The organism is Rathayibacter sp. AY1B6, from assembly GCF_002932755.1.
Lineage (GTDB): Bacteria > Actinomycetota > Actinomycetes > Actinomycetales > Microbacteriaceae > Rathayibacter.
Genome location: NZ_PSWL01000004.1, coordinates 33556 through 54511, shown reverse-complemented (window position 1 = coordinate 54511; position 20956 = coordinate 33556). Strand labels below are relative to the sequence as shown.

Here is a 20956-nt window from a genome sequence, read left to right as displayed (position 1 = left end):
CCGCTCCCGCCGCCTCTCCCGGGGGACCCGGCCCGACGGCTCCTCCACAGGGCGCTTCCCGCTCCGGGGTCTCCTCGAGCGGCTCGTCCCGCGCATCACCCGTCCCGCGGCGGGAGCAGAATGGGGTCGGTCCCGCCGGACCTCGACCGCTACGGAGACATGCATGAACCCCACCGGGAGCTTCCGCGCCGCCCGCGACACCCTCCTGCAGCACCGCACCGATGCGGTCGCCGCGAACGAGGCCTTCCAGTGGCCGGACGTCGGGCCCCGCTTCAACTGGGCGGTGGACTGGTTCGACGCGATCGCGATCGGCAACGAGCGCCCCGCCCTCTGGATCGTGGAGGAGGACGGCTCCGAGGAGCAGTACTCCTTCGACCGGATGCGCTGGCGCTCCGACGAGGTCGCCGCCTGGCTCCACTCGGTCGGCGTCGAGCAGGGCGATCACGTGATGCTCATGCTCGGCAACCGCCTCGAGCTGTGGGAGTCGATGCTCGCGATCATGAAGCTCGGCGCGGTCATCCTCCCGACGACGACCCTGCTCTCGCCCGCCGACCTGGCCGACCGCCTGGAGCGCGGCGAGGTCGCGCACGTCATCGCGGACGCCTCCGAGACCGCCAAGTTCGACGAGATGGAGGGGGACTTCGGCCGCATCGCGGTCGGCGGCGCGGTCGAGGGCTGGCTCGACTACGCCGACTCGCTCGAGCCCTTCGGCATCAGCCCGACGGTGGTCGTCGAGAGCTCCGATCCGTGCCTGATCTACTTCACCTCCGGCACCACCTCGAAGCCCAAGATGGTCGTTCACACCCACGAGTCGTATCCCGTGGGGCACCTCAGCACGATGTACTGGCTCGGCGTCCAGCCGGGCGACGTGCACATGGCGATCAGCTCGCCGGGCTGGGGCAAGCACGCCTGGAGCTGCTTCTTCGCGCCGTGGAACGCGGAGGCGACGGTGTTCGTCTACAACTACAGCCGCTTCTCCCCCACCGCTCTGCACCAGCAGCTCGACCGTGCCGAGGTCACCACGTTCTGCGCGCCGCCGACCGTCTGGCGGATGCTGATCCAGTCGGCGCTGGGAGCGAAGCCGCGCGCGCTGACCGAGATCCTCTCCGCGGGCGAGCCGCTGAATCCCGAGGTCATCGCGACCGTCGAGCGGGAGTGGGGCCTCACGATCCGCGACGGCTACGGCCAGACCGAGACCACGGCGATCATCGCGAACCCGCCCGGCGCCCCGGTGGTCCCCGGAGCGATGGGCCGCGCGCTGCCCGGCGTCGCCATCGCCCTCGTCGACCCCCTGACCGGCGAGCCCGCCTCCACCGGCGAGATCTGCCTCGACCTCTCCGTCGAGCCCGTCAACCTGATGTCCGGCTACCTCGGCGACGAGGACCGCACCGAGCGCGCCCGTGCCGACGGCTACTTCCACACCGGCGACGTGGCGGTCCGCGCGGTCGACGGCACGATCACCTTCGTCGGCCGCACCGACGACATCTTCAAGTCCTCCGACTTCAAGATCTCGCCGTTCGAGGTCGAGAGCGTGCTGCTGCAGCACCCCGCCGTCGCCGAGTCCGCCGTCGTCCCGGCTCCGGACGAGGTGCGCCACAGCGTGGTGAAGGCCTACGTCACCCTCGCCGAGGGCTGGGAGCCGACCGCCGAGACGGCGAGCGCGATCTTCGCCCACACCCGCGAGCTGCTCTCCTCCTTCGAGCGGGTGCGGCGCCTCGAGTTCCATCCCCTGCCCAAGACGATCTCGGGCAAGATCCGCCGCGTCGAGCTGCGCGAGCGCGAGGAGGAGGCGTTCCGCCGCGGCGAGGAGATCCCCACCGAGTGGCGCGCCGACCGCCTCTAGGCGCGGCGCGCGGCCCTCGTCCGCCGACACACCGCCGCAACCGCCGAAGCACCGCTGAGGCGGCGGTGCCTCGACGGGAGGGGGCGGGCCGGGACGCCGGCCGCCGGTGACCAGCGCCGACGGCGATCAGCGACGACGGCGATCAGCGCGGCGTCAGCGGGGGCGCACGGCGATCAGCTCGCCGTGGTCGCGGACGCCGGGGGCGCTGCGGCGGAGGGAGTGGGTCGCCTCGAGGCCCGCCTGCTCGGCGAGCGCGCGCATCTCGGCGAGCGGATGGAACCAGGCCGGTGCGACGGCGTGCGCGAACGCCTCCGTGCGCGGACCCTCGAAGAAGCCGATCAGCACGCTTCCGCCCGGTCGGAGGTGCGCGGCGAGCGCCGCGACCGCGCCGGGCAGCTCCGCCGGCCGGAGGTGGATGAGCGAGTACCACGCGAGAACGCCCCCGAGGCAGTCGACGTCGAGCTCGAGCGCCGAGCCGAGCCGGAACGGGACGTCCGGGAACCGCGCCCGCGCCAGCGCGACGAACTCCGGCACCGGGTCGACGCCGATCGCGGCGGCTCCGCGGCGCTGGAGGAACTCCGTCCAGTGCCCGGGCCCGCAGCCCACGTCGGCGACCGTGCCCTCCAGCCCGTCGGCCCACGACCCGATCAGCTCACGGTCGGCCGCGGGCCCCGCGTCGACCGATCCGAGCAGCGCCGCGTACTCCTCCGCCCGCGCGCCGTACGCGTCCCGAACCTCGTCCATTCGGCGAGCGTAGGCCGCCCGGGAGCGGCGCGCACCGGGCACTCGGAGGCGCGTGGCACGTTCCGCGGTGCCGTTGGCGCGGCTCGGGCGGCGCGGTCCAGTGGCGCGTTCTGACGTCCGAGCGCGCCTGCCCCGTGAGCGTTCGCGCCCGGCGTCCCGAGGCGCTCCACGAGGACGGATCATCGAGGTGCCGCGCGCCCCGTCCCCACCCCGAAGGAGACCCGATGACCCCTGCCGACGCCGCCCCCGCCCTGCCCGCCGCCGCCCTCGTCTTCCCGCTGCTCGTCGGCGTCGCGCTGCTCGCCTCGGGCGCGACCGCCCTGCTCCGCGCCGCCGGCCCCCACGGCGTGCGGAGGCGCCTCGCGGAGTCCCGCGCCCTCGCCGCGGCCCTCGGCGGAGGCCCGGGCTCGCGCGGGTGGAACGCCCGGGGAGCCGTCCCCGCCGGCCTGCGGATCGTCGTCGGCGCCCTCCTCCTGCTCGCCGCCGGCCCGGCCTACACGGCGGCCGCCCTCGTCGCCGCGGCCCTCTGCGCACTCGCCCTCGCGCGCGCCGTCCGCCGCTTCGCCCAGGACCCGGAGGGCGACCCGCCCACCCCGGCCGCGGTCGCCGCCACGGCCGCGCTGCTCGCCTTCGCCACCGTCGCCGCGGCCCAGGGGATCCTCGGATTCACGGGCGTCCCGGCGCACCTCCGGGGGTTCGACCAGCAGGACCTGAGCTGGGCGGCCGCCCTCGTCGGAGTGGTCGCCGCCTGCGGCCTCCTGCAGCTGGCGGGACGCGCAGCGGAACCCGCGACCGCACCGGAGGCGGGCGTCAGGCGGCGCGGCTGATGCTCGGAGCTCCCACGCTGGACGCGCCCCCGCACCTCGTCCTCCACGGCAGCGCGGTGCGTCTCTCGCCCGCCCGCGGCTCGGTGGCCGTGATCACCTTCTGGATGCAGTTCCACAACTCCGGCACCGACGCCCTGCACGACCTCGCCCTGTTCTGCGGCTCCTTCACCGACGGCTCGGGGGTCGAGCTCGACTACGACGAGGCTCCCGTCACCGTCGTCGGCCGGACCGAGCGGGTCGCATCGGGAGCGGGATTCGTGGCCGTCGCGCATTACACGATCGCGCCGCTGCGGGCGCCCCGGACGCTCCGCCACTCCATCGTGCTGCGGGGCCGCACGAGCGACGACCGGCCCTTCACCGACGTCGCCGCGCTCGAGGTCCACGTCGATCCGAGGCGCACACCGGAGGTCCGGTTCCGTCCCCCGATGGCGGGATCCGACACCTTGCGGTGGAGGTGAGCGACGGATGCGATCGCATGAAGACTTCTCACCAAGGGCCCGGGTCGGCCAGGGTAGAGGGATCGCGTCGCACGGAGGACGCGCCAGAGGAAAGGACTCCGCCGTGAGGGGAATCGCAGAAGGCAGCCGACCGATCGTCGATCGCGGGGTGTCCCGCCGGGACACCGCGGCGGCCGCGTGGCTGGCGCGGAGCGGTGTCGACGTCCGCGCGAACGGCGCGTTCCGCATCGTGGCCGACACCCTCTGCAGCGACGGCGTCGAGGTCCTCCGGATCTGGCACTCGCCGGCCCGCCTGCACCGCGCCTCCGCCATCGGCCCGGGCGTGCGCCTGATCATCCCGCTCGAGGGCGTGCTCGTGATCCAGCCGGACGACCCGGCGGCGCTCGAGGTCCGCGTCGAGCCGGGCGACATCGCCTTCCTCCACTGCGACTCCCCGTTCACGATCGTGACCGACACCCCGAGCGCCCGCACCGAGATCGCCCTCGACCGCCCGCTGCTGGGACTGGTCGACTCGGCCGACCGCGGCGCCGTCGTCACCGAGGCCGACGCGGCCAGCCGCGGCATCCTGCTCTCGACCGTCAACGCGACCTTCGGCTCCACCCTCGACGCCGACTCCCCCGCCTTCCCCCTGGTGCGGGCGGCCGTCGAGCAGCTGGCGGGCGCCGTGCTGGCGACCTCGCTGCCGCGCGAGAGCAGCGAGGACGTCTACACGCGCGCCCTCGCCCTGATCTCGGCGATGTCCACCGACCCCCGCCTCTCGGTGCAGGAGATCTGCGAGCGCCTCGGGGTCCCGAAGCGGACGCTGCAGCGCACCTTCGCGCGGAACGGCACCACGGTGTTCGACGAGATCCGCCGCGCACGCCTCACGACCGCGCGCGCCCTCCTCGGCGGGAGCGACTCCCCGCCCTCGCCCGAGCACGTGCTGAGCAGCTACGTCCGCTCGCAGCGCCTGCGCCGCGACCTGCTCCACCTCGAGGCGGTGCCCACCTCGCAGCTGGGCTGACACGGGGGCCGCAGCGCCCTCGGGAGCCCGGTCGTCGGCCGGCGATCACGGCGCGGGCGTACGCCTCCGGTCCGGACGCATCGGCTCGGAGGCTCCACCCGCCGCAGCCGTCCCGCGCTCAGCCCGGGTACGGCACCGACGCCGACGGCCAGCCGGAGGCCGCCAGCTCCGCGCGCAGGCGGTGGTGGTGCTGCACCGCCCCGAGGGAGTCCGTGCGGAAGGCGATCGCGAGGGCCGCGTCGGCCCAGTAGGCGTCCCAGCCGGAGTAGCGCTCGAAGACGCGGTCGCCGACCGCGGCCAGCAGCTCCCAGGCGCGCGCCGCGGGGAGGTAGCCGGCGACGTAGGCGTAGCGGATCGCGCCGATCGTGCGCTCGGCGTCGCCCGCGAGCAGGAGCAGCGGCGGGCGCCCGTCGACCGCCTGGGCCAGCTCGAGGAGGTGGAACTCGCTGCCGCCGGTGAGCGCGGCGACGCGGGAGCGCATCCGCTCGGCGTCGGCGGAGGCCGAGACCTCGGCGAAGCGGGTCGAGAGCGGCCCGCGGGTGAGCACGTCGGCGACCAGCAGCTCGACGTCGTCGGCCGAGGCGATGCGGAAGTCGCGGTCGAGCGCGACCCGGTGCTCGACGAGCGGATGCAGCGGCAGCTGCTGCCACGGCGCTCCCTTCGCTCCGTCGGCGTAGCGGTGCCGCAGCTCCTCCGGGAGCTCCGCCCACGAGGGCTGGAACGCGAGCGACGAGTTCCAGCCGGCGAACGAGAAGTCGCTGACCGCGTCGAGCGCGAGCAGCTGCTGCTGGCGGAGGGACGGGGTCGGCGAGCCGGCCGCGCCGAGGTACGCGAGCTGCTCGCGACGCGGCGCGCGCGCATCCCACTGCTGGAAGCCCACCGTGGCGGCGAGCAGCCCGAAGGCCAGAGCGAAGGCGAACGCCGTGAACGCGACGACGCTCTCTCCGCCGCCGAGCGCGAGCCCCCACGCGAAGCCGACCAGGCCCACGGGAGCGGCGAAGGCGGTCACCAGGAGGGCTCGGCGTCCGGCGCCCTGCCCGCGCCGGTGCGCATCGGCCGCCCGCGCGTAGCGCAGCCGGGGGCGGACGGGGAACTCGACGTCTCCGGGATGGTTCTGCAGCGGCACGGTCGCAGCCTAGGGGCGCGGGTCGCGCGGATGTGTGCTTGCCTGGTCGCATGACTCTCGCCGAAGCACTCCTCGAGCGGGCCGACCTGCAGAAGCGGATCGAGGCCCTCCAGTCGCGGATCGTCGCGAACGCCTCCTACCAGGAGGGAGAGGAGCCGACAGAGGACCCGGCCGAGCTGCTCGCCGACTGCACGCGCGCACTGGGCGAGCTCGAGCGGCTGGTCACGGCGATCAACCTCACCAACGCGACGGCGACCACTCCCACGGGAGAGGTGCTGACCGCGGCGCTCGCCCGCCGCGAGGCCCTGCGCGCTCGGCACAGCCTCCTGACCCGCGCAGCCGACGCTGCCGCCGGCGAGCGCGGCTACCGCCAACTCCGCAGCGAGCTGCGCCGCCTGCCCGCGCTGCCGGTGCGGGAACTGCGCGAGCAGGCCGACGCCGTGGCGCGGGAGCTGCGCGGGCTCGACGCCGACGTCCAGCGGACGAACTGGGGGGTCGAGCTGCAGAGCTGACAGGAGACGCGGTGAGTCGGTAGGCGCACCGGAGCGAGCACGCACCGTCGGGCCGGCGGTTCATCCGGCCCTCTGTCACGCGGTGGGCAGCGTCCCGGCTCCGGCCGTCACTCACAGCCCAGCACCGAGGACCGGTGACCGCGCAGACAGGACACCTCATCACCATGTGCTGGCCGGTGCGCCGAGGGCGGGTTCGGGGACCTCACCGCGTCTCGGATGTCAGTACTCGATGCGCCCGCGCCGGTCGTGGAACTCCCCCGACGGGCCGTCGGAGCCGAGCAGGGCGAGTGCGACGGTCGCGTCCGTCCCCTCGGTGACGGTCTGGTGCCCGCCGTGGCCGTTGAAGTCGGTCGCGGTGTAGCCGGGGTCGCTCGCGTTGATCCGCATCGCCGGCAGGTTCTTCGCGTACTGCACGGTGAGCGCGACGACCGCCGCCTTCGACGCCGCGTACGGGATCGCGGTGACGGGGAACTCGTCGTGGCCCTCGGTGCTCAGCCAGCGCGGCCAGCCGACTCCGGACGCCACGTTCACGACGACCGGGGCCGCGGAGGCCCGCAGCAGCGGAACCGCGGCCTGCGTGACGCGGACGATGCCGACGACGTTCGTCTCGAGGACGCCCGCCATCGCCTCCGGTGTGAGGTCGTCGACCCCGAACGAGGTGCCGAGCACGCCGGCGTTGTTGACGAGCACGTCGAGTCCGGGCAGGGAGGCGATCGCGGAGTCGACGCTCGCCTGATCGGTGACGTCGAGGCGGACGGGGTGGGCGCCGAGCGCGCGGGCGGCGTCGCCGTCGGCGGTGTCCCGCATGCCGGCGTAGACGGTGTGGCCCGCCTCGAGGAGTCGGCGGGCGGTCTCGAGGCCGAGGGAGCGGTTCGCTCCAGTGATGAGTGTCGTGGTCATGCGCCCATCCTTCGCGGGTCGTCGAGCCTCGACCAGGCCGCGCTCGACGGGGGGACCGGCAGTACCTGGCTCGGCGACGGAGGGCGGAGGAGGATGGGCGGCATGGAGGAGTTCGCGACGGTGCTGCGCTCGTGGCGCGACCGCATCCGTCCCGCAGACGTCGGCCTGCCCGCGGGGTCGGGCCGCCGCGCTACGGGCCTGCGCCGCGAGGAGCTGGCGGCGCTCTCGGGCGTGAGCGTCGACTACCTGGTGCGGCTCGAGCAGGGACGCGCGCGGAACCCGTCGCCGTCGATGCTCCGCTCGCTCGCCGTGGCGCTCCGGCTCACGGACAGCGAGCGCGACCACCTCTACCGGGTCGCCGGTGCCGCCGTCCCCTCGCCGGGAGTCGTGCCGCAGCACGTGAGCCCGGGCGTGCAGCGGATCGTCGACCGCCTGGGCGACGTGCCGCTCGCGGTGTTCACGGCGGCCCACGACATCCTGCTGTGGAACCCGCTCTGGGCCGCCCTCAACGGCGATCCCTCGGTGTTCACCGGGCTGGAGCGGAACCTCGTCTGGCGGCACTTCACCTCCGGCCACGCGGGCACCGAGTTCGACGCGCAGCACGAGGAGGACTTCGCGAGCGACCTCGCGGCCGACCTGCGCGCGGCGACCGGGCGCTACCCGCGCGATCCGGTGCTCGCCTCCCTCGTCGCCCGGCTGCGCGAGGAGTCGCCCGAGTTCGAGCGGCGCTGGGCGGAGGTGCGCATCGCCGAGCACCGCGCGAGCCGGAAGACGGTGACGCGGACGCCGGTCGGACCGATCACGGTCGACTGCGATGTGCTCACGGCTCCGGGCACCGACCTGCGCATCGTCGTCTACACGGTGGCGCCCGGCAGTGAGGACGAGGCTCGGCTCGACCTGCTGCGGGTGACGGGGCTGCAGGCGCTGAGCACGGCGCCGGCGTGAAGGGGGACGGGCGCGGCTGGGGCGCGCACAGCGGAGCGGGGCGCTGAACCGGGCTGAGCTGAGTCGAGCCGGCTGAGCCGAGCCGAGCCGGGCGGGGCAGGCCGGGCTCGTCCCACAGCGGGCGGGACCGGCTCGGCGCGGCCGACGGCGCAACCTGCCGATGCGGGCGAGCGGCGGCGAGTGACGGCCGAGGTGGACGGCGAGACGCGTCCGCGGCGCCGACGTCCGCGTCCCCGGACCGCCCGCCACCCCTGCTCAGGACGAGCAGTACGCGGTGATGAACGCGGAGAGCTCGCCCTTCTGCTCGGGGGTCGCGGCGACGACGACGGTGCCCTGCCGGCCCGCGGTCTCGACGGTGACCGGCAGGCGCGTGCCGACCTTGTCCTCGGCGAGCGCGTGGGTGTCGCAGCGGGTGGGGACGGCGTCCAGGACCACGGAGTCGAGGGTCCCGGCGGGCACGGAGCGGTCGAGGATCCAGGCGTCGGCGGCGTCGGGCGGCTGCAGGAGGATCGTGGCGTCCACGCTGCGGAGCACGATCGGGGTGCCGCGGACGTCGGCGGTGATCGTGAGGCGCGCGGGCTCGTGCGCGGCGCCGCCGGACGTGTCGATCCGCAGGGCGAGGTCGGCGTGGACGGTGCGGGCGAAGCAGCCGGAGCGGACGAGCGCGTCGACGAACGAGAACGGGTCGTCGGCGGGGTACGCGTGCTCGCCGTGGCCGTCGATCGCGAGGACGACCTCGAGCGCGGCGGGCGGCTCCGCGGCCGGGCAGGCGGGCTCGGGCACGTCGACGCGGAGGTCGCGCGAGGTCCCGTCGGGGACGCCCGTGCCGCCGGTCCACGTGAGCGGGGCGGCGAGGCGCGGGTCGGCGAGGCGGGCCGCGGTGACCTCGATCGGGGAGCCGCTCCCGTTGTGCACCTCGAAGGCCATGGTGCCGCCGGCGATGTCGGAGCGGTTCTGCTGGACGGAGACGGTGACCCCGGGGGCCGGGGCGGACGGGGCGGAGGAGCGGGCCGGGTCGGGGGCGGCCTGAGCCGGGGTGGCGGTGGTCGCAGCCGCGGTGGCCGCCGCGGTGCCGCTCGGGGCGCCTGTCGCGCCTGCCGGCACGCAGGCCGCGAGGGCGGGCAGGAGGAGCAGCGCGGCGGCGAGGGCGCGGAGGCGTCGCATCGTGCCTCCCTCCGCTCGCCGTCAGTCTGGCGCCCCGGCCCCCTCTCCGCGAGCGGGCGCTCCGCCCCCTCAGCTCGATCGATGCGTCACGAACGGTCGCCACGGCGGCCGGATGACGACCGTTCGTGACGCATCGCCGGAGCGACGGGGGTGAGGACGGGGGACGCGCACCCATTCGGGTGTGCGTCCGCTCCGAAGAAGGAGGGGACTTCAGGAGGAGACAGATGCACGCGGCAGATGGCACGTCGGCACGATCGTCGCGCGAGTGCGCGCATCCGCAGCGATCGGGGCCTCCGGGCTCGACGCGGTGGAGCGGGCGGAGCGCCGGGCAGAGGTCCTGCGCATCGCCGGAGGAGTCGACTCCGGCCGTCTCGGCGACGACCAGGCGATTGCGGCGTTCGGCCGGATCGTCGACGGCCTGCAGCGCGACCTGCCCGGCTCGGCGCTCGGCGCCTAGCCCGCGAGGCCGGCGTCCCGGCACCCGCCCGGAGCGGACACCCGCCGGGCCGACATCCCGAGCCTCCGCGCGGCGCTGAGATCCGCCGGGCGAGCGTGCCGACGGCCCACTGGGCGCGGAGACCCGGCACCCCGAGCACCCGCGCGCCGCGGAGCCCCGCTACCCCAGCGTCCCGAGCGCGATCCGCGGCAGCAGCCGCTGGATCGCGACGGCCGCGGCGCCGCGCGCCCACTCCACGAGCCCGCCGTCGTCGACGAGCAGCGCCAGGGGCGGCGCGTCCGGATCGCGCGTGGCCGCGATCGCCGCGTCGACCACCGCGGCCTGCTCCGTGTAGAGGGCGACGCCCTCCCCCGCCAGGATCACCGTGCCGGACATCGAGAGGTTGCCGATCGCGGCGATCATCGTCCCGAGCGCGCGGGCGGAGTCGGCGAGGATGCGCTCGGCACCGGGGTCGCCCGCGCGGGCGGCGGCGAAGCCCTCGGCCAGGGTCAGCTCGCGGCCGGTCGCGACGAAGAGCTGGCGGAGGAGCGAGGGCAGGCTGAGCATCGCGGTCGAGCAGCCGCGATGGCCGGCCTCGCAGACGGGCCCGGCGGGGTCCAACGGGTAGTGGCCGCCCAGGCCGAGCCCCGCCTCCGGGGGCGCGACCACCCGGTCGTGCACCACCAGTCCGTAGCCCACGCCCGCGCCGACCGTGAGCACCGCGAAGTGCGGGACGCCGCGGCCCCGCCCGAACCAGTGCTCGGCTCCCGTGAGCGCGACCACATCGTTCTCGAGGGCGACCGGCAGCCCGAGGGCGGCCGAGAGCGGAGCGGCGAGGTCGACGTCGCGCCAGCCGAGGAACGGCGCGCGGCTCACCCGGCCGTCGGCGGCGATGCTCCCGCCGAGCGTCACGCCCAGGCCGGCGAAGGCGGAGGGGCCACCGAGCTCGTCGACGACCGAGACGATCGCGGCGATCACGTCGGCGGGCTCCGTGCTCGGCAGCGGGCGGACCAGCTCCCGCTCGGTCCGCGCGCGCAGGTCGGTGCGGACGGCGAGGACCTCGGTGCCGGTGATCTTCACGCCCGCGAAGCTCAGCGCGTCGGCGCGGATGTCGAGCGGGCGGGCGGGGCGGCCGACTCCGGTGCTCTGCTCGGGGCCCTCGACGACCAGGCCGCCGTCGAGGAACGGGCGCGCGAGCCGGGTCAGGCTGGCGGGCGAGAGGCCGAGGCGGCGGCCGAGCTCGGCCCGCGAGACGGGACCGTGGATCAGGACCTCGCGCGCCAGGAGCTCCGACGAGCTCCCGGAGGCGTCCTCAGCGACGATGGTGTCGGTCACGCGGGCTCCTTCTTTCCGGCCTGGTAGAAAGCTACCGGCACCGCGCCGCTCCTGGAACGGATCCGGCCGCCTGCGTCGCTCTTGACACCCCTATTACTTCTGCTCTAGAAATAAGCCATGCACCGCAGCATCGCCCCCACGAACGACTCCGCGACCCTCTCCGGCCGGGAATCGCGCCTCTTCCACCTGCAGGACGGGGGCACCAGCGTCATCGTCGACGCCCGCCTCGTCACCTTCCCCACGATCGTGCACTGGGGCGCCGCGCTCGGAGATCTTTCCGCCGCCGAACTATCCGCTCTCGCCGACGCCGCCCTCCCCCAGCGCGTCTCGGGCGGACTCGACGCCTTCGCGCCGTTCGGGCTCGTCGCCGTCGAGGCCGACGGCTGGCAGCACGCCCCCACCTTCGAGGGCACCCACGAGCGCGCGGCCGCGTCGGAGCGGTTCGAGGTCGAGAGCATCGAGGCGCTCGGCTCCGCCCTCCGGACCGTCGCCTCCGGTGCGGGCGTGCGCCTGACCGTGGACCTCGAGGTCGACGCGGCCGGCCTGCTCACCCAGCGCGCCCGGGTCGAGAACCTCGACGCCCGCCCCTTCCGCCTCGAGCGCTTCGAGCTCGGCTTCCCCCTCCCCGCGACCGCGCGCGAGATCCTCGACACCACCGGCCACCACCTCCGCGAGCGCCACCCCCAGCGCCGCCCGCTGACCATCGGCGAGCACACCCGCCGCACCCGCCGCGGCCGCCCCGGCGCCGACGCGACCCTTCTCCTCGCCGCGGGCACGCCCGGCTTCGGCTGGGAGCGCGGGCTCGTGCACGGCGTCCACCTGGGCTGGAGCGGCGACACCTCGCTCCGTGCCGAGCGCACCGTCGAGGGCGTCTCGCTCCTCGCGGCCGGCGAGCTGCTGCGGCCCGCCGAGATCGAGCTCGCGCAGGGCGAGAGCTACGAGACCCCGGTCGCGTACGGCTCCTGGGGCGACGGGCTCAGCGCTCTGCAGGCCCGGTTCCACGCGTCGCTCCGCGCCCGCCCGCAGCACCCCGTCGCTCCGCGGCCCGTCACCCTCAACACCTGGGAGGCCGTCTACTTCGACCACGACCTCGCGCGCCTAACCGCCCTCGCCGAGCGGGCCGCCCGGATCGGAGTCGAGCGCTTCGTGCTCGACGACGGCTGGTTCCTCGGCCGCCGCGACGACACCGCCGCGCTCGGCGACTGGACGGTCGACCCCGCCGTCTGGCCGGAGGGCCTCACTCCGCTGACGGACGTCGTCACCGGCCTGGGCATGCAGTTCGGCCTCTGGGTCGAGCCCGAGATGATCAGCCCCGACTCCGACCTGGCCCGCGCGCACCCGGAGTGGATCCTCGGCCCGGCCGGCCACCTCCCGGCCTCGGGGCGGCAGCAGCAGGTGCTCGACCTCTCGCAGCGCGGTGCGTTCGAGCACGTGCTCGGCGCCCTCGACGCGCTGCTGACCGAGTACCCGATCGCGTACCTCAAGTGGGACCACAACCGCGACGTGATCGAGGCGGTCTCGCCCGCGACCGGCCGCTCCGCCGTCCACGAGAACGTGCTCGCGCTCTACCGCCTGCTCGACGAGCTGCGCTCCCGGCACCCCGGCGTCGAGATCGAGTCGTGCGCCTCCGGTGGCGCCCGCGTCGACCTCGGCATCCTCGCCCGCACCGACCGCATCTGGACGAGCGACTGCATCGACCCGCTCGAGCGGCAGACCATCCAGCCCTTCACCCAGCTGGTGGTGCCGCCCGAGCTGATGGGGCAGCACATCGGAGGGGCGCGGTCGCACTCGACGCAGCGCACCCACTCGCTCGCCTTCCGCGCCGGCACCGCGCTGCCCGGCCACCTCGGCATCGAGTGGGACGTCTCGGATCTCGCCCCCGCCGTCGAGGAGGAGCTGACCGCCTGGGTCGCCTTCCACCGCGAGCACCGGGCACTGCTGCACACCGGGACGGTCGTACGCGCCGACCTCGCCGACGACGCCGCCTCCCTCTCCGGAGTCGTCGCCGCCGACCGCTCCGCCGCTCTCTTCACCTTCGCCCAGCTGCGCACCGGCGAGACCTACCCGCCCGGCCGGATCACGCTCCCGGGCCTGGACCCGGAGCGCACCTACTCCGTGACGCTCGCCCCGGTCACCTCGCCGCTCGGCGGCCCCGGGCAGTCGCCGCTCGGCTGGGCCGAGCACGGGACCGCGCTGCGCGGCCGCGTGCTGGGCACCGTCGGGCTGCAGGCCCCGGTCCTCGATCCGGAGCAGCTCGTCGTGCTCGTGCTCACCGCCCTCTGACCCGCCCGCCCGGCTCCAGAGCCCTCCCCGCTCCCCGGCCGCCGCACCTGCTCTCGCACCGCCCTCCGCGGTCGAGCGCGCCCTGAGACCTGTCCCCACGCGCAAGGAGGCGCCGCATGTCCGCTCATCCGCATCCCCCCGGGTTCTCCCGGCGGCTGTTCCTCTCGGTGCCGCTCGCCGCGGCGTCCGCCGCCGCCCTCGCCTCCTGCGCCTCCCCCGGCGCCGGCGACGGAGTGACCACGCTCGACTTCTTCCAGTTCAAGGCGGAGGCGGTGGAGGACTTCGCGCGGATCATCCGCGAGTTCGAGGCGGCCAATCCGGACATCCGGGTCATCGCCAACAACGTGCCCGACCCCGACACGGCCATCCGCACCCTGCTCGTCAAGGACAAGGTGCCGGACGTGCTGACCCTGAACGGCAGCGGCTACTACGCCGACCTCGCGAAGGCCGGGGTGTTCCACGACTTCACCGGCGACGAGCTCGTCGAGCGGGTGAACCCGGCGGCGCTCGACATCCTCGCCGCCCTCGGCAGCTTCGAGGGGAAGGAGGTGAACGCCCTCGCCTTCGCGAACAACGCGGACGGGATCCTCTACAACCGCACGATCTTCGCCGAGAACGGGATCGAGGTGCCGACCACCTGGGACGAGCTGATCGCCGTCTGCGAGACGCTCACGGCCGCCGGGATCACTCCCTTCTACGGAGCCCTGCTCGACAACTGGACCGGCGCCCCCGCCTTCAACGCGCTCGGCGGGCAGCTGCAGCCGGACGGCTTCTTCGACGCGATGCGCGAGGAGGGAGCGGCACTCGGCCCCGACTCCCCCGTCTCGTTCACGAAGGACTACGCCACGACGATGGAGCGGCTCGGGCAGCTCTTCTCGTACACGCAGGAGGGCTCGTTCGGCCGCGGCTACGACGACGGCAACCAGGCCTTCGCCGCGGGCGAGGCGGCCATGTACCCCCAGGGAATCTGGGCGATCAACCCGGTGCGCACGAACAACCCGGACATCGACCTCGGCGTCTTCCCCTACCCGGTGCTCGACGACCCGGCGGACACGCAGGTCACCTCGGGCGTCGACGTGGCCGTCGCCATCGGCCGCGGCACTCCGAAGCTCGACGCGGCCCGCCGCTTCGTCGACTTCCTGCTGACCCCCGGAGTCGTCGAGCCGTACGTCGCGAGCCAGGCCGCCTTCTCGCCGCTGGTCGGCGCCGCACCCAACTCGGACCCCACGCTGGCCGAGCTGCAGCCCTACTTCGAGCAGGGACGATTGATCGGCTTCGTCGACCACCAGATCCCCGCGAGCATCCCGCTCAACCCCACGCTCCAGGCGTTCCTCGCCAGCGGGGACGCCGACGCGGCGCTCCGGACCCTCGACAGTGAGTGGCGCAAAGTCGCGGCACGCACGACCAGGAAGTGACCCCATGACCACGACCACGACGGCCGCCGCGCAGGCGGTGGCGACCACTCCTCCGCTGCCCGCGCGCCGCAAGCGCACCATCGGGCGCACCTCGAAGACCTTCTCCTGGATGACGGTCCCCGCCGTCCTGCTCTTCTTCGTGCTGCACACGGTTCCGGTCCTCACCGGAGTCTTCTTCAGCTTCACCGACTACGCGGGCTACGGCTCGTGGGACCTGATCGGCGCCTCGAACTACCTGGCGCTCCTCCAGGACGACCGCGTCTGGAAGGCCTACGGGTTCACCTTCGGCTTCGCGATCGTGGCGACCGTGCTGGTGAACGTGATCTCGCTCGCCATCGCCGTCGCGCTCAACGCGCGGATCAGGTTCCAGACGGCGTTCCGCGGGATCTACTTCATCCCGTACGTGCTCTCGACCCTGGTCATCGGCTACGTGTTCCAGTACCTGTTCGCGAACTCGCTGCCGCAGATCCTCGGCGCTATCCCGGTGATCGGCGAGAACATCCTCGCGAACGCCGACTGGGCGTGGGTGGCGATCGTGGTGCTGGCGGTCTGGCAGGCCTCGGCCTTCTCGATCATCATCTACCTCGCCGGACTCCAGACCATCCCGGGCGAGCTCTACGAGGCGACCTCGCTCGACGGAGCGGGGAGGTGGCGGCAGTTCACCTCGATCACGTTCCCGCTGATCGCCTCCTTCTTCACGATCAACATGGTCATCTCGATGAAGAACTTCCTCCAGGTGTTCGACCACATCATCGCCCTCACCAACGGCGGTCCCGGCACCTCGACGGAGTCGATCACGCTGCTGATCTACCGCGGCGGCTTCCAGGGAGGCGAGTACGCCTATCAGACGGCCAACGCCGTCCTCTACTTCCTCATCATCATCGTGGTCTCGCTGATCCAGTTCCGAGTCCTCAGCCGCAGAGAGGCGTCGTTCTGATGACATCGACCATCACCCCCACGACCGCGATCGCCCTGGGCGAGCCCGAGGGGCGGCGCCGGCCCTCCCGCGACACCTACCGGATCAACTGGTGGGCGACCGCGCTCATCGCGGTCTGCTCGCTGACGATCCTCCTGCCGCTCTACTTCGCCGTCGTGACCGCGCTGAAGACGCCCGACCAGCTCGGCGGCACCGGGTTCGAGCTGCCGACCTCGATCTCGTGGGGCAACTTCGCCGAGGCGTGGACGGCGACCCGCTTCCCGCAGGCCTTCGTGAACACCGCGCTGATCACCGTCGGAGCCGTCGTGCTCACGCTGTTCTCGAACTCGATGGTCGCCTACGCGGTCGCCCGGAACATGCACAGGCCGTTCTTCAAAGGCGTCTACTTCTACCTGCTCGCCGCGGTCTTCGTGCCGTTCCCGATCATCATGCTGCCGGTCGTGAAGGAGACGGCCCTGCTGGGCCTGGACAACCAGGCCGGGCTGATCCTGCTCTACGCCGTGTTCGGCCTCTCGATCAACACGTTCATCTACACGGCCTTCATCCGCTCGATCCCCATCGAGCTCGAGGAGGCGGCGCGCACCGACGGCGCCTCGACCTGGCGGACCTACTGGCAGGTGATCTTCCCGCTGCTCGGCCCGATGAACGCGACCGTCGGGATCCTGACCTGCGTGTGGGCGTGGAACGACTTCATCCTGCCGCTCGTGGTGCTCTCGGACCCGTCCGCGCGCACCCTGCCGCTGGCCGAGTACGTCTTCCAGGGGCAGTTCAACACGAACTACACCGTCGCCTTCGCGTCCTACCTGATGGCGATGGCGCCGCTGCTGATCGTGTACCTCTTCGCCCAGCGCTGGGTGGTCAGCGGAGTGATGCGCGGGTCGATCAAGTAGCGGTCGCGGCGAGCGCCGCCTCGAGCAGGTCGGTGAGCACGGTGCCGTGCGAGCCCGCGTCCTCCGGATGCCACTGCACGCACCAGAGCGGCGCGGACTCGTGCTCGAGGGCCTCGACGGTGCCGTCGTCGGCGCGGCCGACCACGACGAGGCCCTCGCCCGGGCGGTCGACGGCCTGGTGGTGGGAGCTGCGGACGTCGAGCTCGGCGGCGCCGAGGATGCCGGCGAGGGCGCTGCCCGGCTCGAGGGTCACGCGGTGGTCGACCATCCCGGACAGGTGCTCGCCGGGGACCGACCGGCCGACGTGACCCGCGCCGGGCAGGTGCTGCACGAGGTCGCCGCCGAGGGCGACGTTGACCAGCTGCATCCCGCGGCAGATCCCGACCAGCGGGGTCCGCGTCTCGACGGCCCGGCGGACCAGCGCGATCTGAGCGCGGTCGGCCGCGGGGAAGGACTGGCCGCGGTGCGGGTCGTCGGGCCGGCCGCCGTAGAGGGACGGGTCGACGTCCTCCCCTCCGGTGACCACGACGGCGTCGGCGGCGGCGAGCCGGCGCTCGAGCTCGGCGGCGCCGGCCTGCTCGGCCGGGACGCGGTCGACCACGAAGCCCGCTGCGGTGGCGGCCGAGACGACGCTCGCGGTCAGCAGCTGCAGCTCGATCTCGAACTCGGGATCCTCGCGGCCGCCGTCGGCGACGTCGACGACGAGCAGGACGGGGCGGTCGGAGGCCATGCGGACATCGTGCCACCCGGCCGGCTCCGGCAGAACGCCGGCGGAGAGGAGGGCCTCTGCGTCGGCGGGCGAGGGACCGCGCTCTCGGCGCGCGTTCTGCACGAGCCCGCAGACCTCTCCCGGGGTCTGGTCAGGATCCGGCCCCGCGATCTAGGATGTTCACGTTCACACCCCGTGCGAAGACGCACACCTCCGCGGCCCTGCGGATCGTGCCTCGACGCCGCACACGATCACGAGGGCCATCTGCATGAGACGATCACGATCGGCGGTGAGGACCGCTCTGGCGGTCGCGACCGTCGCCGCCACGGCGCTGCTCGGCGCCACGGTCCCCAGCTCCGCCTTCGGAGCCACCGAGACCCCGCTCCTCCACTACACGTTCGACACCGCCCCCACCGGCACCACGGTCGCCGACACCAGCGGCAACGGCTACAGCGCGACGCTTCGCGGCTCCGGAGCCCAGTTCCGCAACGGGCTCATCAGCCTCCCCGGCGGATCCGCCGCGGCCGCCCCCTACCTCGAGATCCCCACCGCCGGCCTCGTCGGCAAGAAGGACCTGACCTTCTCGACCTGGCTCGCCCACAAGGGCGGCACCGGCAACGTCGCCGCCGCGTTCGTCGGAGCGCCCGTCGCCTCCGGCGCCTCGTTCTCCTCCGGCTACTGGCTGCTCAACCCGAGCAACCTCTCCGGCTACACCAAGTCGGTCGTCACGAATTCGGTCAACGCCGGCGCTCCCTACAACACCGAGATCGGCGCCGGAGCGACGGGCGCCCCGACCGTCGGCGCGCGCACCCCCGCGGGCCTCTCGCTCTACACGACCGTCATCGACGGCTCGACCGGCAAGCTCACCGTGTACGTCAACGGTGCGCAGATCTCGCAGAGCACGATCGCCCGCGACGTCTCCTCGTTCGGCCCGTCGCTCGTCGCGTACATCGCGCGCTCGACCTACAACGACCCGGGCTGGAACGGCGAGATGGACGACTTCGCCGTCTACGACAGCGCCCTCAGCAGCAGCTCCGTGCAGGCGCTCTACTCCTCGCAGGCCCTCGACCGCGCCGTCGCGTCGGTCACGGTGCCCACGGAGGCGACCGCCGGCTTCACGGTGCCCACCACCGCCAGCGGTGTCGGCATCACCTGGACGTCGAACAGCGCGGCCGTCGCGATCACCGGCGGCACCGCGACCGTCACGCGCCCCGCCGCGGGACAGCCGGACGCCACCGCCACCCTCACCGCCACCTTCACGGTCGGCACCGAGACCCGCTCGGTCGACTACCCGGTGCGCGTCGCCGCGCAGCTGGACGACGCGACGAAGGTCCAGCGCGACCTCGCCGCGATCGCGATCCCGAACGTCGGCGACATCCGCACGAACGTCTCGGTGCCCTCCACCGGCACGCTCGGCTCGAGCATCGCCTGGAGCGTCGTCAGCCCGAGCGGAGCGACCGTCCGCGACGGCAGCGCTGCCGGCACCCGCACCATCGACGTCGACCGCCCCGCCACCGGGAGCCCCGCGATCGACGTGGTCGTCCGCGCGACCGCGACCAGCGGATCCACCACCCGGACGCGCGACTTCACCCTCCGGGTGCAGCCGCTCCCCGCCGGCACCGACGACACCGAGGCGTACGTCTGGGCGTTCTTCACCGGAGAGGGCGACGGCGCCGAGCGCATCAGCCTCGCCGCCTCGAAGGGCGACGACGCGCTGAGCTGGAACACGCTCAACGGCGGCAAGCCCGTCTTCACCTCGAATCTGGGGACGATGGGCCTGCGCGACCCGTTCATCATCCGCTCGCACGAGGGCGACAAGTTCTTCATGCTCGCGACCGACCTGAAGATCGACGGGCTCCCCGGCGGCTTCGACACCGCGCAGAAGTCGGGCTCGACGTACATCGAGGTCTGGGAGTCGACCGACCTGGTGAACTGGTCCGCCCAGCGCCACGTCAAGGTCTCCACCGACTTCGCCGGCAACACCTGGGCGCCCGAGGCGTACTGGGACGACGAGCTCCAGACGTACGTCGTGTTCTGGGCCTCGAACATGTACCCGACCACGAACACGGCCGACCGCACCTCCGTCACCTACAACCAGATGATGTACGCGACGACCGAGGACTTCACCTCCTTCTCGGAGGCGAAGCCGTGGATCGACGTCAAGCGCGGCGCCGGCAAGGGCACCATCGACTCGACGGTCGCGAAGGACGGCGACACCTACTACCGCTTCACCAAGGACGAGGCGTCGATGACCCTCCGCGAGGAGAAGAGCACCGACCTGCTGGCCACCGTCTCGGGCTCGCTGCCCGGCACCGGCGGACCGGCGGACGAGTGGTCGCTGGTCAAGGAGAAGGTCGCCTCGGGCCTGCCCAACGGCGAGCCCGGCAAGACCTTCACCAGCGGTGAGGGCCCCAACGTCTTCCCCGCCAACGAGGGCGACGTGAACGGCCTCGACTGGTTCCTCTTCATCGACCAGCCGAACTACCACGACGGGCCGAACCACTACATCCCGTTCGGCACCGACGACCTCGCGAACGGCGACTCCTGGCAGCCGCTCGGAGCGAAGCTCCGCACGGGCCTGCCGCAGAACGCCGACGGCGGCAAGCCGCGCCACGGCACGGTCATCCCGGTGACGCGCTCCGAGTACCAGAAGGTGCTCGAGGGCTACGCCCCCGGTCTGGCCGTCGCCTCGGTCGCCCCGCTGACCGCGACGACCACGGCCGGCACCGCGCCGGTCCTGCCCCGCGCCACGATCACGACCGCCGCCGGCACCACCAGCACGGTCGACGTGGCCTGGGACGCCGTCGCGCCCGCCGCCTACGCCACGGCCGGGACCTTCACGGTCTCGGGCGTCGCGCAGGACGCGTCGCGCATGCCGGTGCAGGTCACGGTCACCGTCCAGTCCTCGCTGAAGGTGAGCGCGACCGCCACGTCGCGCTGCGTCGCCGGCAAGGTCGTGCTGACGGTCGTCGGCAGGAACGGCGACACGGTGCCGATGGACGTCTCGATCAGCACCCCGGAGGGCGTGAAGACGATCGCCGGCGTGAAGCCGGGCGCCTCCGGCTCCGCCGCGTTCACGGTGCGCTCGACGCAGCTCGCCGCGGGCGAGGCGACGGTCACCGGCACGGCCACGGTCGGCGGCACGACCGTCACGGCCACGGCCACCGCGCCGTACAGCGCGCGCAGCTGCGGCTGACGCACGGCACTCCCCGGGAGCCCGTCGCACCTCACCGGTGCGGCGGGCTCCCGTCGTTGCGGGGGGCGCGCCCGGCCGAGCCGCCGCGGTCCCGCCGAGACACCCCCCTCGGCACACGGAGTCGAGACACCGCCCTCCCACCGACACATCCCTCCCTCAGCGGCGTCTCGCCGCACAGCGCGGCAGCTCGGCGGCGGCGGGCGGGGCTCCGCGCGCCGCGTGCTTCACTGGAG

General features: G+C 73.6%; 18 protein-coding genes. 12 read left to right on the top strand and 6 right to left on the bottom strand.

The window, feature by feature from the left end; all coding sequences use genetic code 11:
• Nucleotides 1-163 precede the first annotated feature (163 nt).
• Nucleotides 164-1843, top strand: coding sequence for an AMP-binding protein (locus C5D08_RS02980; protein ID WP_104275750.1), 1680 nt, complete (start codon nt 164-166; stop codon nt 1841-1843).
• 153 nt (nt 1844-1996) lie between these two features.
• Here C5D08_RS02980 and C5D08_RS02975 read toward each other — a convergent pair whose 3' ends face one another.
• Nucleotides 1997-2587: a trans-aconitate 2-methyltransferase gene (locus C5D08_RS02975; RefSeq protein ID WP_104275749.1), complete on the bottom strand. Its 591-nt coding sequence runs from the start codon at nt 2585-2587 to the stop codon at nt 1997-1999.
• 224 nt (nt 2588-2811) lie between these two features.
• Here C5D08_RS02975 and C5D08_RS02970 point away from each other — a divergent pair, with 224 nt between their 5' ends.
• The 3 genes from C5D08_RS02970 (at nt 2812) to C5D08_RS02960 (ending at nt 4875) form a co-directional block, all read left to right on the top strand.
• The gene (locus C5D08_RS02970) at nt 2812-3414 is read left to right on the top strand and encodes a hypothetical protein (RefSeq protein ID WP_104275748.1); all 603 of its coding nucleotides are present in this window, start codon (nt 2812-2814) and stop codon (nt 3412-3414) included.
• Nucleotides 3414-3872 (top strand): hypothetical protein, encoded by a 459-nt coding sequence (locus C5D08_RS02965; RefSeq protein ID WP_104275747.1) that lies wholly within the window; start codon nt 3414-3416, stop codon nt 3870-3872. The genes C5D08_RS02970 and C5D08_RS02965 overlap by 1 nt, the downstream gene beginning before the upstream one ends.
• 148 nt (nt 3873-4020) lie before the next feature.
• Nucleotides 4021-4875: a hypothetical protein gene (locus C5D08_RS02960; protein WP_181110058.1), complete on the top strand. Its 855-nt coding sequence runs from the start codon at nt 4021-4023 to the stop codon at nt 4873-4875.
• A 118-nt stretch (nt 4876-4993) separates the two neighbouring features.
• On the opposite strand, the gene C5D08_RS02955 is transcribed toward C5D08_RS02960, so the two are convergent.
• Nucleotides 4994-6001, bottom strand: coding sequence for a DUF1266 domain-containing protein (locus tag C5D08_RS02955; protein WP_104275745.1), 1008 nt, complete (start codon nt 5999-6001; stop codon nt 4994-4996).
• Between the two features lie 50 nt (nt 6002-6051).
• Here C5D08_RS02955 and C5D08_RS02950 point away from each other — a divergent pair, with 50 nt between their 5' ends.
• Nucleotides 6052-6513: a DIP1984 family protein gene (locus C5D08_RS02950; RefSeq protein ID WP_104224023.1), complete on the top strand. Its 462-nt coding sequence runs from the start codon at nt 6052-6054 to the stop codon at nt 6511-6513.
• Nucleotides 6514-6732: 219 nt separating this feature from the next.
• Here C5D08_RS02950 and C5D08_RS02945 read toward each other — a convergent pair whose 3' ends face one another.
• Nucleotides 6733-7413 (bottom strand): SDR family NAD(P)-dependent oxidoreductase, encoded by a 681-nt coding sequence (locus tag C5D08_RS02945; protein WP_104275744.1) that lies wholly within the window; start codon nt 7411-7413, stop codon nt 6733-6735.
• Nucleotides 7414-7515: 102 nt separating this feature from the next.
• Here C5D08_RS02945 and C5D08_RS02940 point away from each other — a divergent pair, with 102 nt between their 5' ends.
• On the top strand, nt 7516-8358 hold the full coding sequence (locus C5D08_RS02940) for a helix-turn-helix transcriptional regulator (protein WP_104275743.1): 843 nt from the start codon (nt 7516-7518) through the stop codon (nt 8356-8358).
• Between the two features lie 255 nt (nt 8359-8613).
• Here C5D08_RS02940 and C5D08_RS02935 read toward each other — a convergent pair whose 3' ends face one another.
• Nucleotides 8614-9522, bottom strand: coding sequence for a hypothetical protein (locus C5D08_RS02935; protein ID WP_104275742.1), 909 nt, complete (start codon nt 9520-9522; stop codon nt 8614-8616).
• A gap of 265 nt (nt 9523-9787) precedes the next feature.
• On the opposite strand from C5D08_RS02935, the gene C5D08_RS02930 reads away from it, so the two are divergent.
• Nucleotides 9788-9979, top strand: coding sequence for a hypothetical protein (locus tag C5D08_RS02930; protein ID WP_104275741.1), 192 nt, complete (start codon nt 9788-9790; stop codon nt 9977-9979).
• Nucleotides 9980-10138: 159 nt separating this feature from the next.
• Here the strand turns inward: C5D08_RS02930 and C5D08_RS02925 are convergent, their stop codons facing one another.
• Entirely contained in the window at nt 10139-11293 is a 1155-nt protein-coding gene (locus tag C5D08_RS02925) for an ROK family transcriptional regulator (RefSeq protein ID WP_104275740.1), read from the bottom strand.
• 117 nt (nt 11294-11410) lie between these two features.
• Here C5D08_RS02925 and C5D08_RS02920 point away from each other — a divergent pair, with 117 nt between their 5' ends.
• The 4 genes from C5D08_RS02920 (at nt 11411) to C5D08_RS02905 (ending at nt 16818) form a co-directional block, all read left to right on the top strand.
• A complete protein-coding gene (locus tag C5D08_RS02920) occupies nt 11411-13576 on the top strand; it encodes an alpha-galactosidase (protein WP_104275739.1) in 2166 nt (721 codons plus the stop codon).
• Nucleotides 13577-13692: 116 nt separating this feature from the next.
• On the top strand, nt 13693-14991 hold the full coding sequence (locus C5D08_RS02915; protein ID WP_104275738.1) for an ABC transporter substrate-binding protein: 1299 nt from the start codon (nt 13693-13695) through the stop codon (nt 14989-14991).
• A 4-nt stretch (nt 14992-14995) separates the two neighbouring features.
• The gene (locus C5D08_RS02910; RefSeq protein WP_104275737.1) at nt 14996-15928 is read left to right on the top strand and encodes a carbohydrate ABC transporter permease; all 933 of its coding nucleotides are present in this window, start codon (nt 14996-14998) and stop codon (nt 15926-15928) included.
• Nucleotides 15928-16818 carry a carbohydrate ABC transporter permease gene (locus C5D08_RS02905; protein WP_347877594.1) on the top strand — a complete coding sequence of 297 codons (891 nt, stop codon included), beginning with the start codon at nt 15928-15930 and terminating at the stop codon, nt 16816-16818. Before C5D08_RS02910 ends, C5D08_RS02905 begins: the two co-directional genes overlap by 1 nt.
• Here the strand turns inward: C5D08_RS02905 and C5D08_RS02900 are convergent.
• Nucleotides 16811-17548 carry a gamma-glutamyl-gamma-aminobutyrate hydrolase family protein gene (locus C5D08_RS02900; RefSeq protein ID WP_104275736.1) on the bottom strand — a complete coding sequence of 246 codons (738 nt, stop codon included), beginning with the start codon at nt 17546-17548 and terminating at the stop codon, nt 16811-16813. The genes C5D08_RS02905 and C5D08_RS02900 overlap by 8 nt on opposite strands.
• Nucleotides 17549-17816: 268 nt before the next feature.
• Here C5D08_RS02900 and C5D08_RS02895 point away from each other — a divergent pair, with 268 nt between their 5' ends.
• Nucleotides 17817-20723 carry an immunoglobulin-like domain-containing protein gene (locus C5D08_RS02895; RefSeq protein ID WP_181110173.1) on the top strand — a complete coding sequence of 969 codons (2907 nt, stop codon included), beginning with the start codon at nt 17817-17819 and terminating at the stop codon, nt 20721-20723.
• The last annotated feature ends 233 nt before the right edge of the window (nt 20724-20956 follow it).

Excerpts from the sequence above, each read along its gene's own strand:
- C5D08_RS02980 (WP_104275750.1), top strand. The coding sequence starts at position 164 with ATGAACCCCACCGGGAGCTTCCGCGCCGCCCGCGACACCCTCCTGCAG.
- C5D08_RS02975 (WP_104275749.1), bottom strand. The coding sequence starts at position 2,587 with ATGGACGAGGTTCGGGACGCGTACGGCGCGCGGGCGGAGGAGTACGCG.
- C5D08_RS02970 (WP_104275748.1), top strand. The coding sequence starts at position 2,812 with ATGACCCCTGCCGACGCCGCCCCCGCCCTGCCCGCCGCCGCCCTCGTC.
- C5D08_RS02965 (WP_104275747.1), top strand. The coding sequence starts at position 3,414 with ATGCTCGGAGCTCCCACGCTGGACGCGCCCCCGCACCTCGTCCTCCAC.
- C5D08_RS02950 (WP_104224023.1), top strand. The coding sequence starts at position 6,052 with ATGACTCTCGCCGAAGCACTCCTCGAGCGGGCCGACCTGCAGAAGCGG.
- C5D08_RS02945 (WP_104275744.1), bottom strand. The coding sequence starts at position 7,413 with ATGACCACGACACTCATCACTGGAGCGAACCGCTCCCTCGGCCTCGAG.
- C5D08_RS02940 (WP_104275743.1), top strand. The coding sequence starts at position 7,516 with ATGGAGGAGTTCGCGACGGTGCTGCGCTCGTGGCGCGACCGCATCCGT.
- C5D08_RS02935 (WP_104275742.1), bottom strand. The coding sequence starts at position 9,522 with ATGCGACGCCTCCGCGCCCTCGCCGCCGCGCTGCTCCTCCTGCCCGCC.
- C5D08_RS02920 (WP_104275739.1), top strand. The coding sequence starts at position 11,411 with ATGCACCGCAGCATCGCCCCCACGAACGACTCCGCGACCCTCTCCGGC.
- C5D08_RS02915 (WP_104275738.1), top strand. The coding sequence starts at position 13,693 with ATGTCCGCTCATCCGCATCCCCCCGGGTTCTCCCGGCGGCTGTTCCTC.
- C5D08_RS02910 (WP_104275737.1), top strand. The coding sequence starts at position 14,996 with ATGACCACGACCACGACGGCCGCCGCGCAGGCGGTGGCGACCACTCCT.
- C5D08_RS02905 (WP_347877594.1), top strand. The coding sequence starts at position 15,928 with ATGACATCGACCATCACCCCCACGACCGCGATCGCCCTGGGCGAGCCC.
- C5D08_RS02900 (WP_104275736.1), bottom strand. The coding sequence starts at position 17,548 with ATGGCCTCCGACCGCCCCGTCCTGCTCGTCGTCGACGTCGCCGACGGC.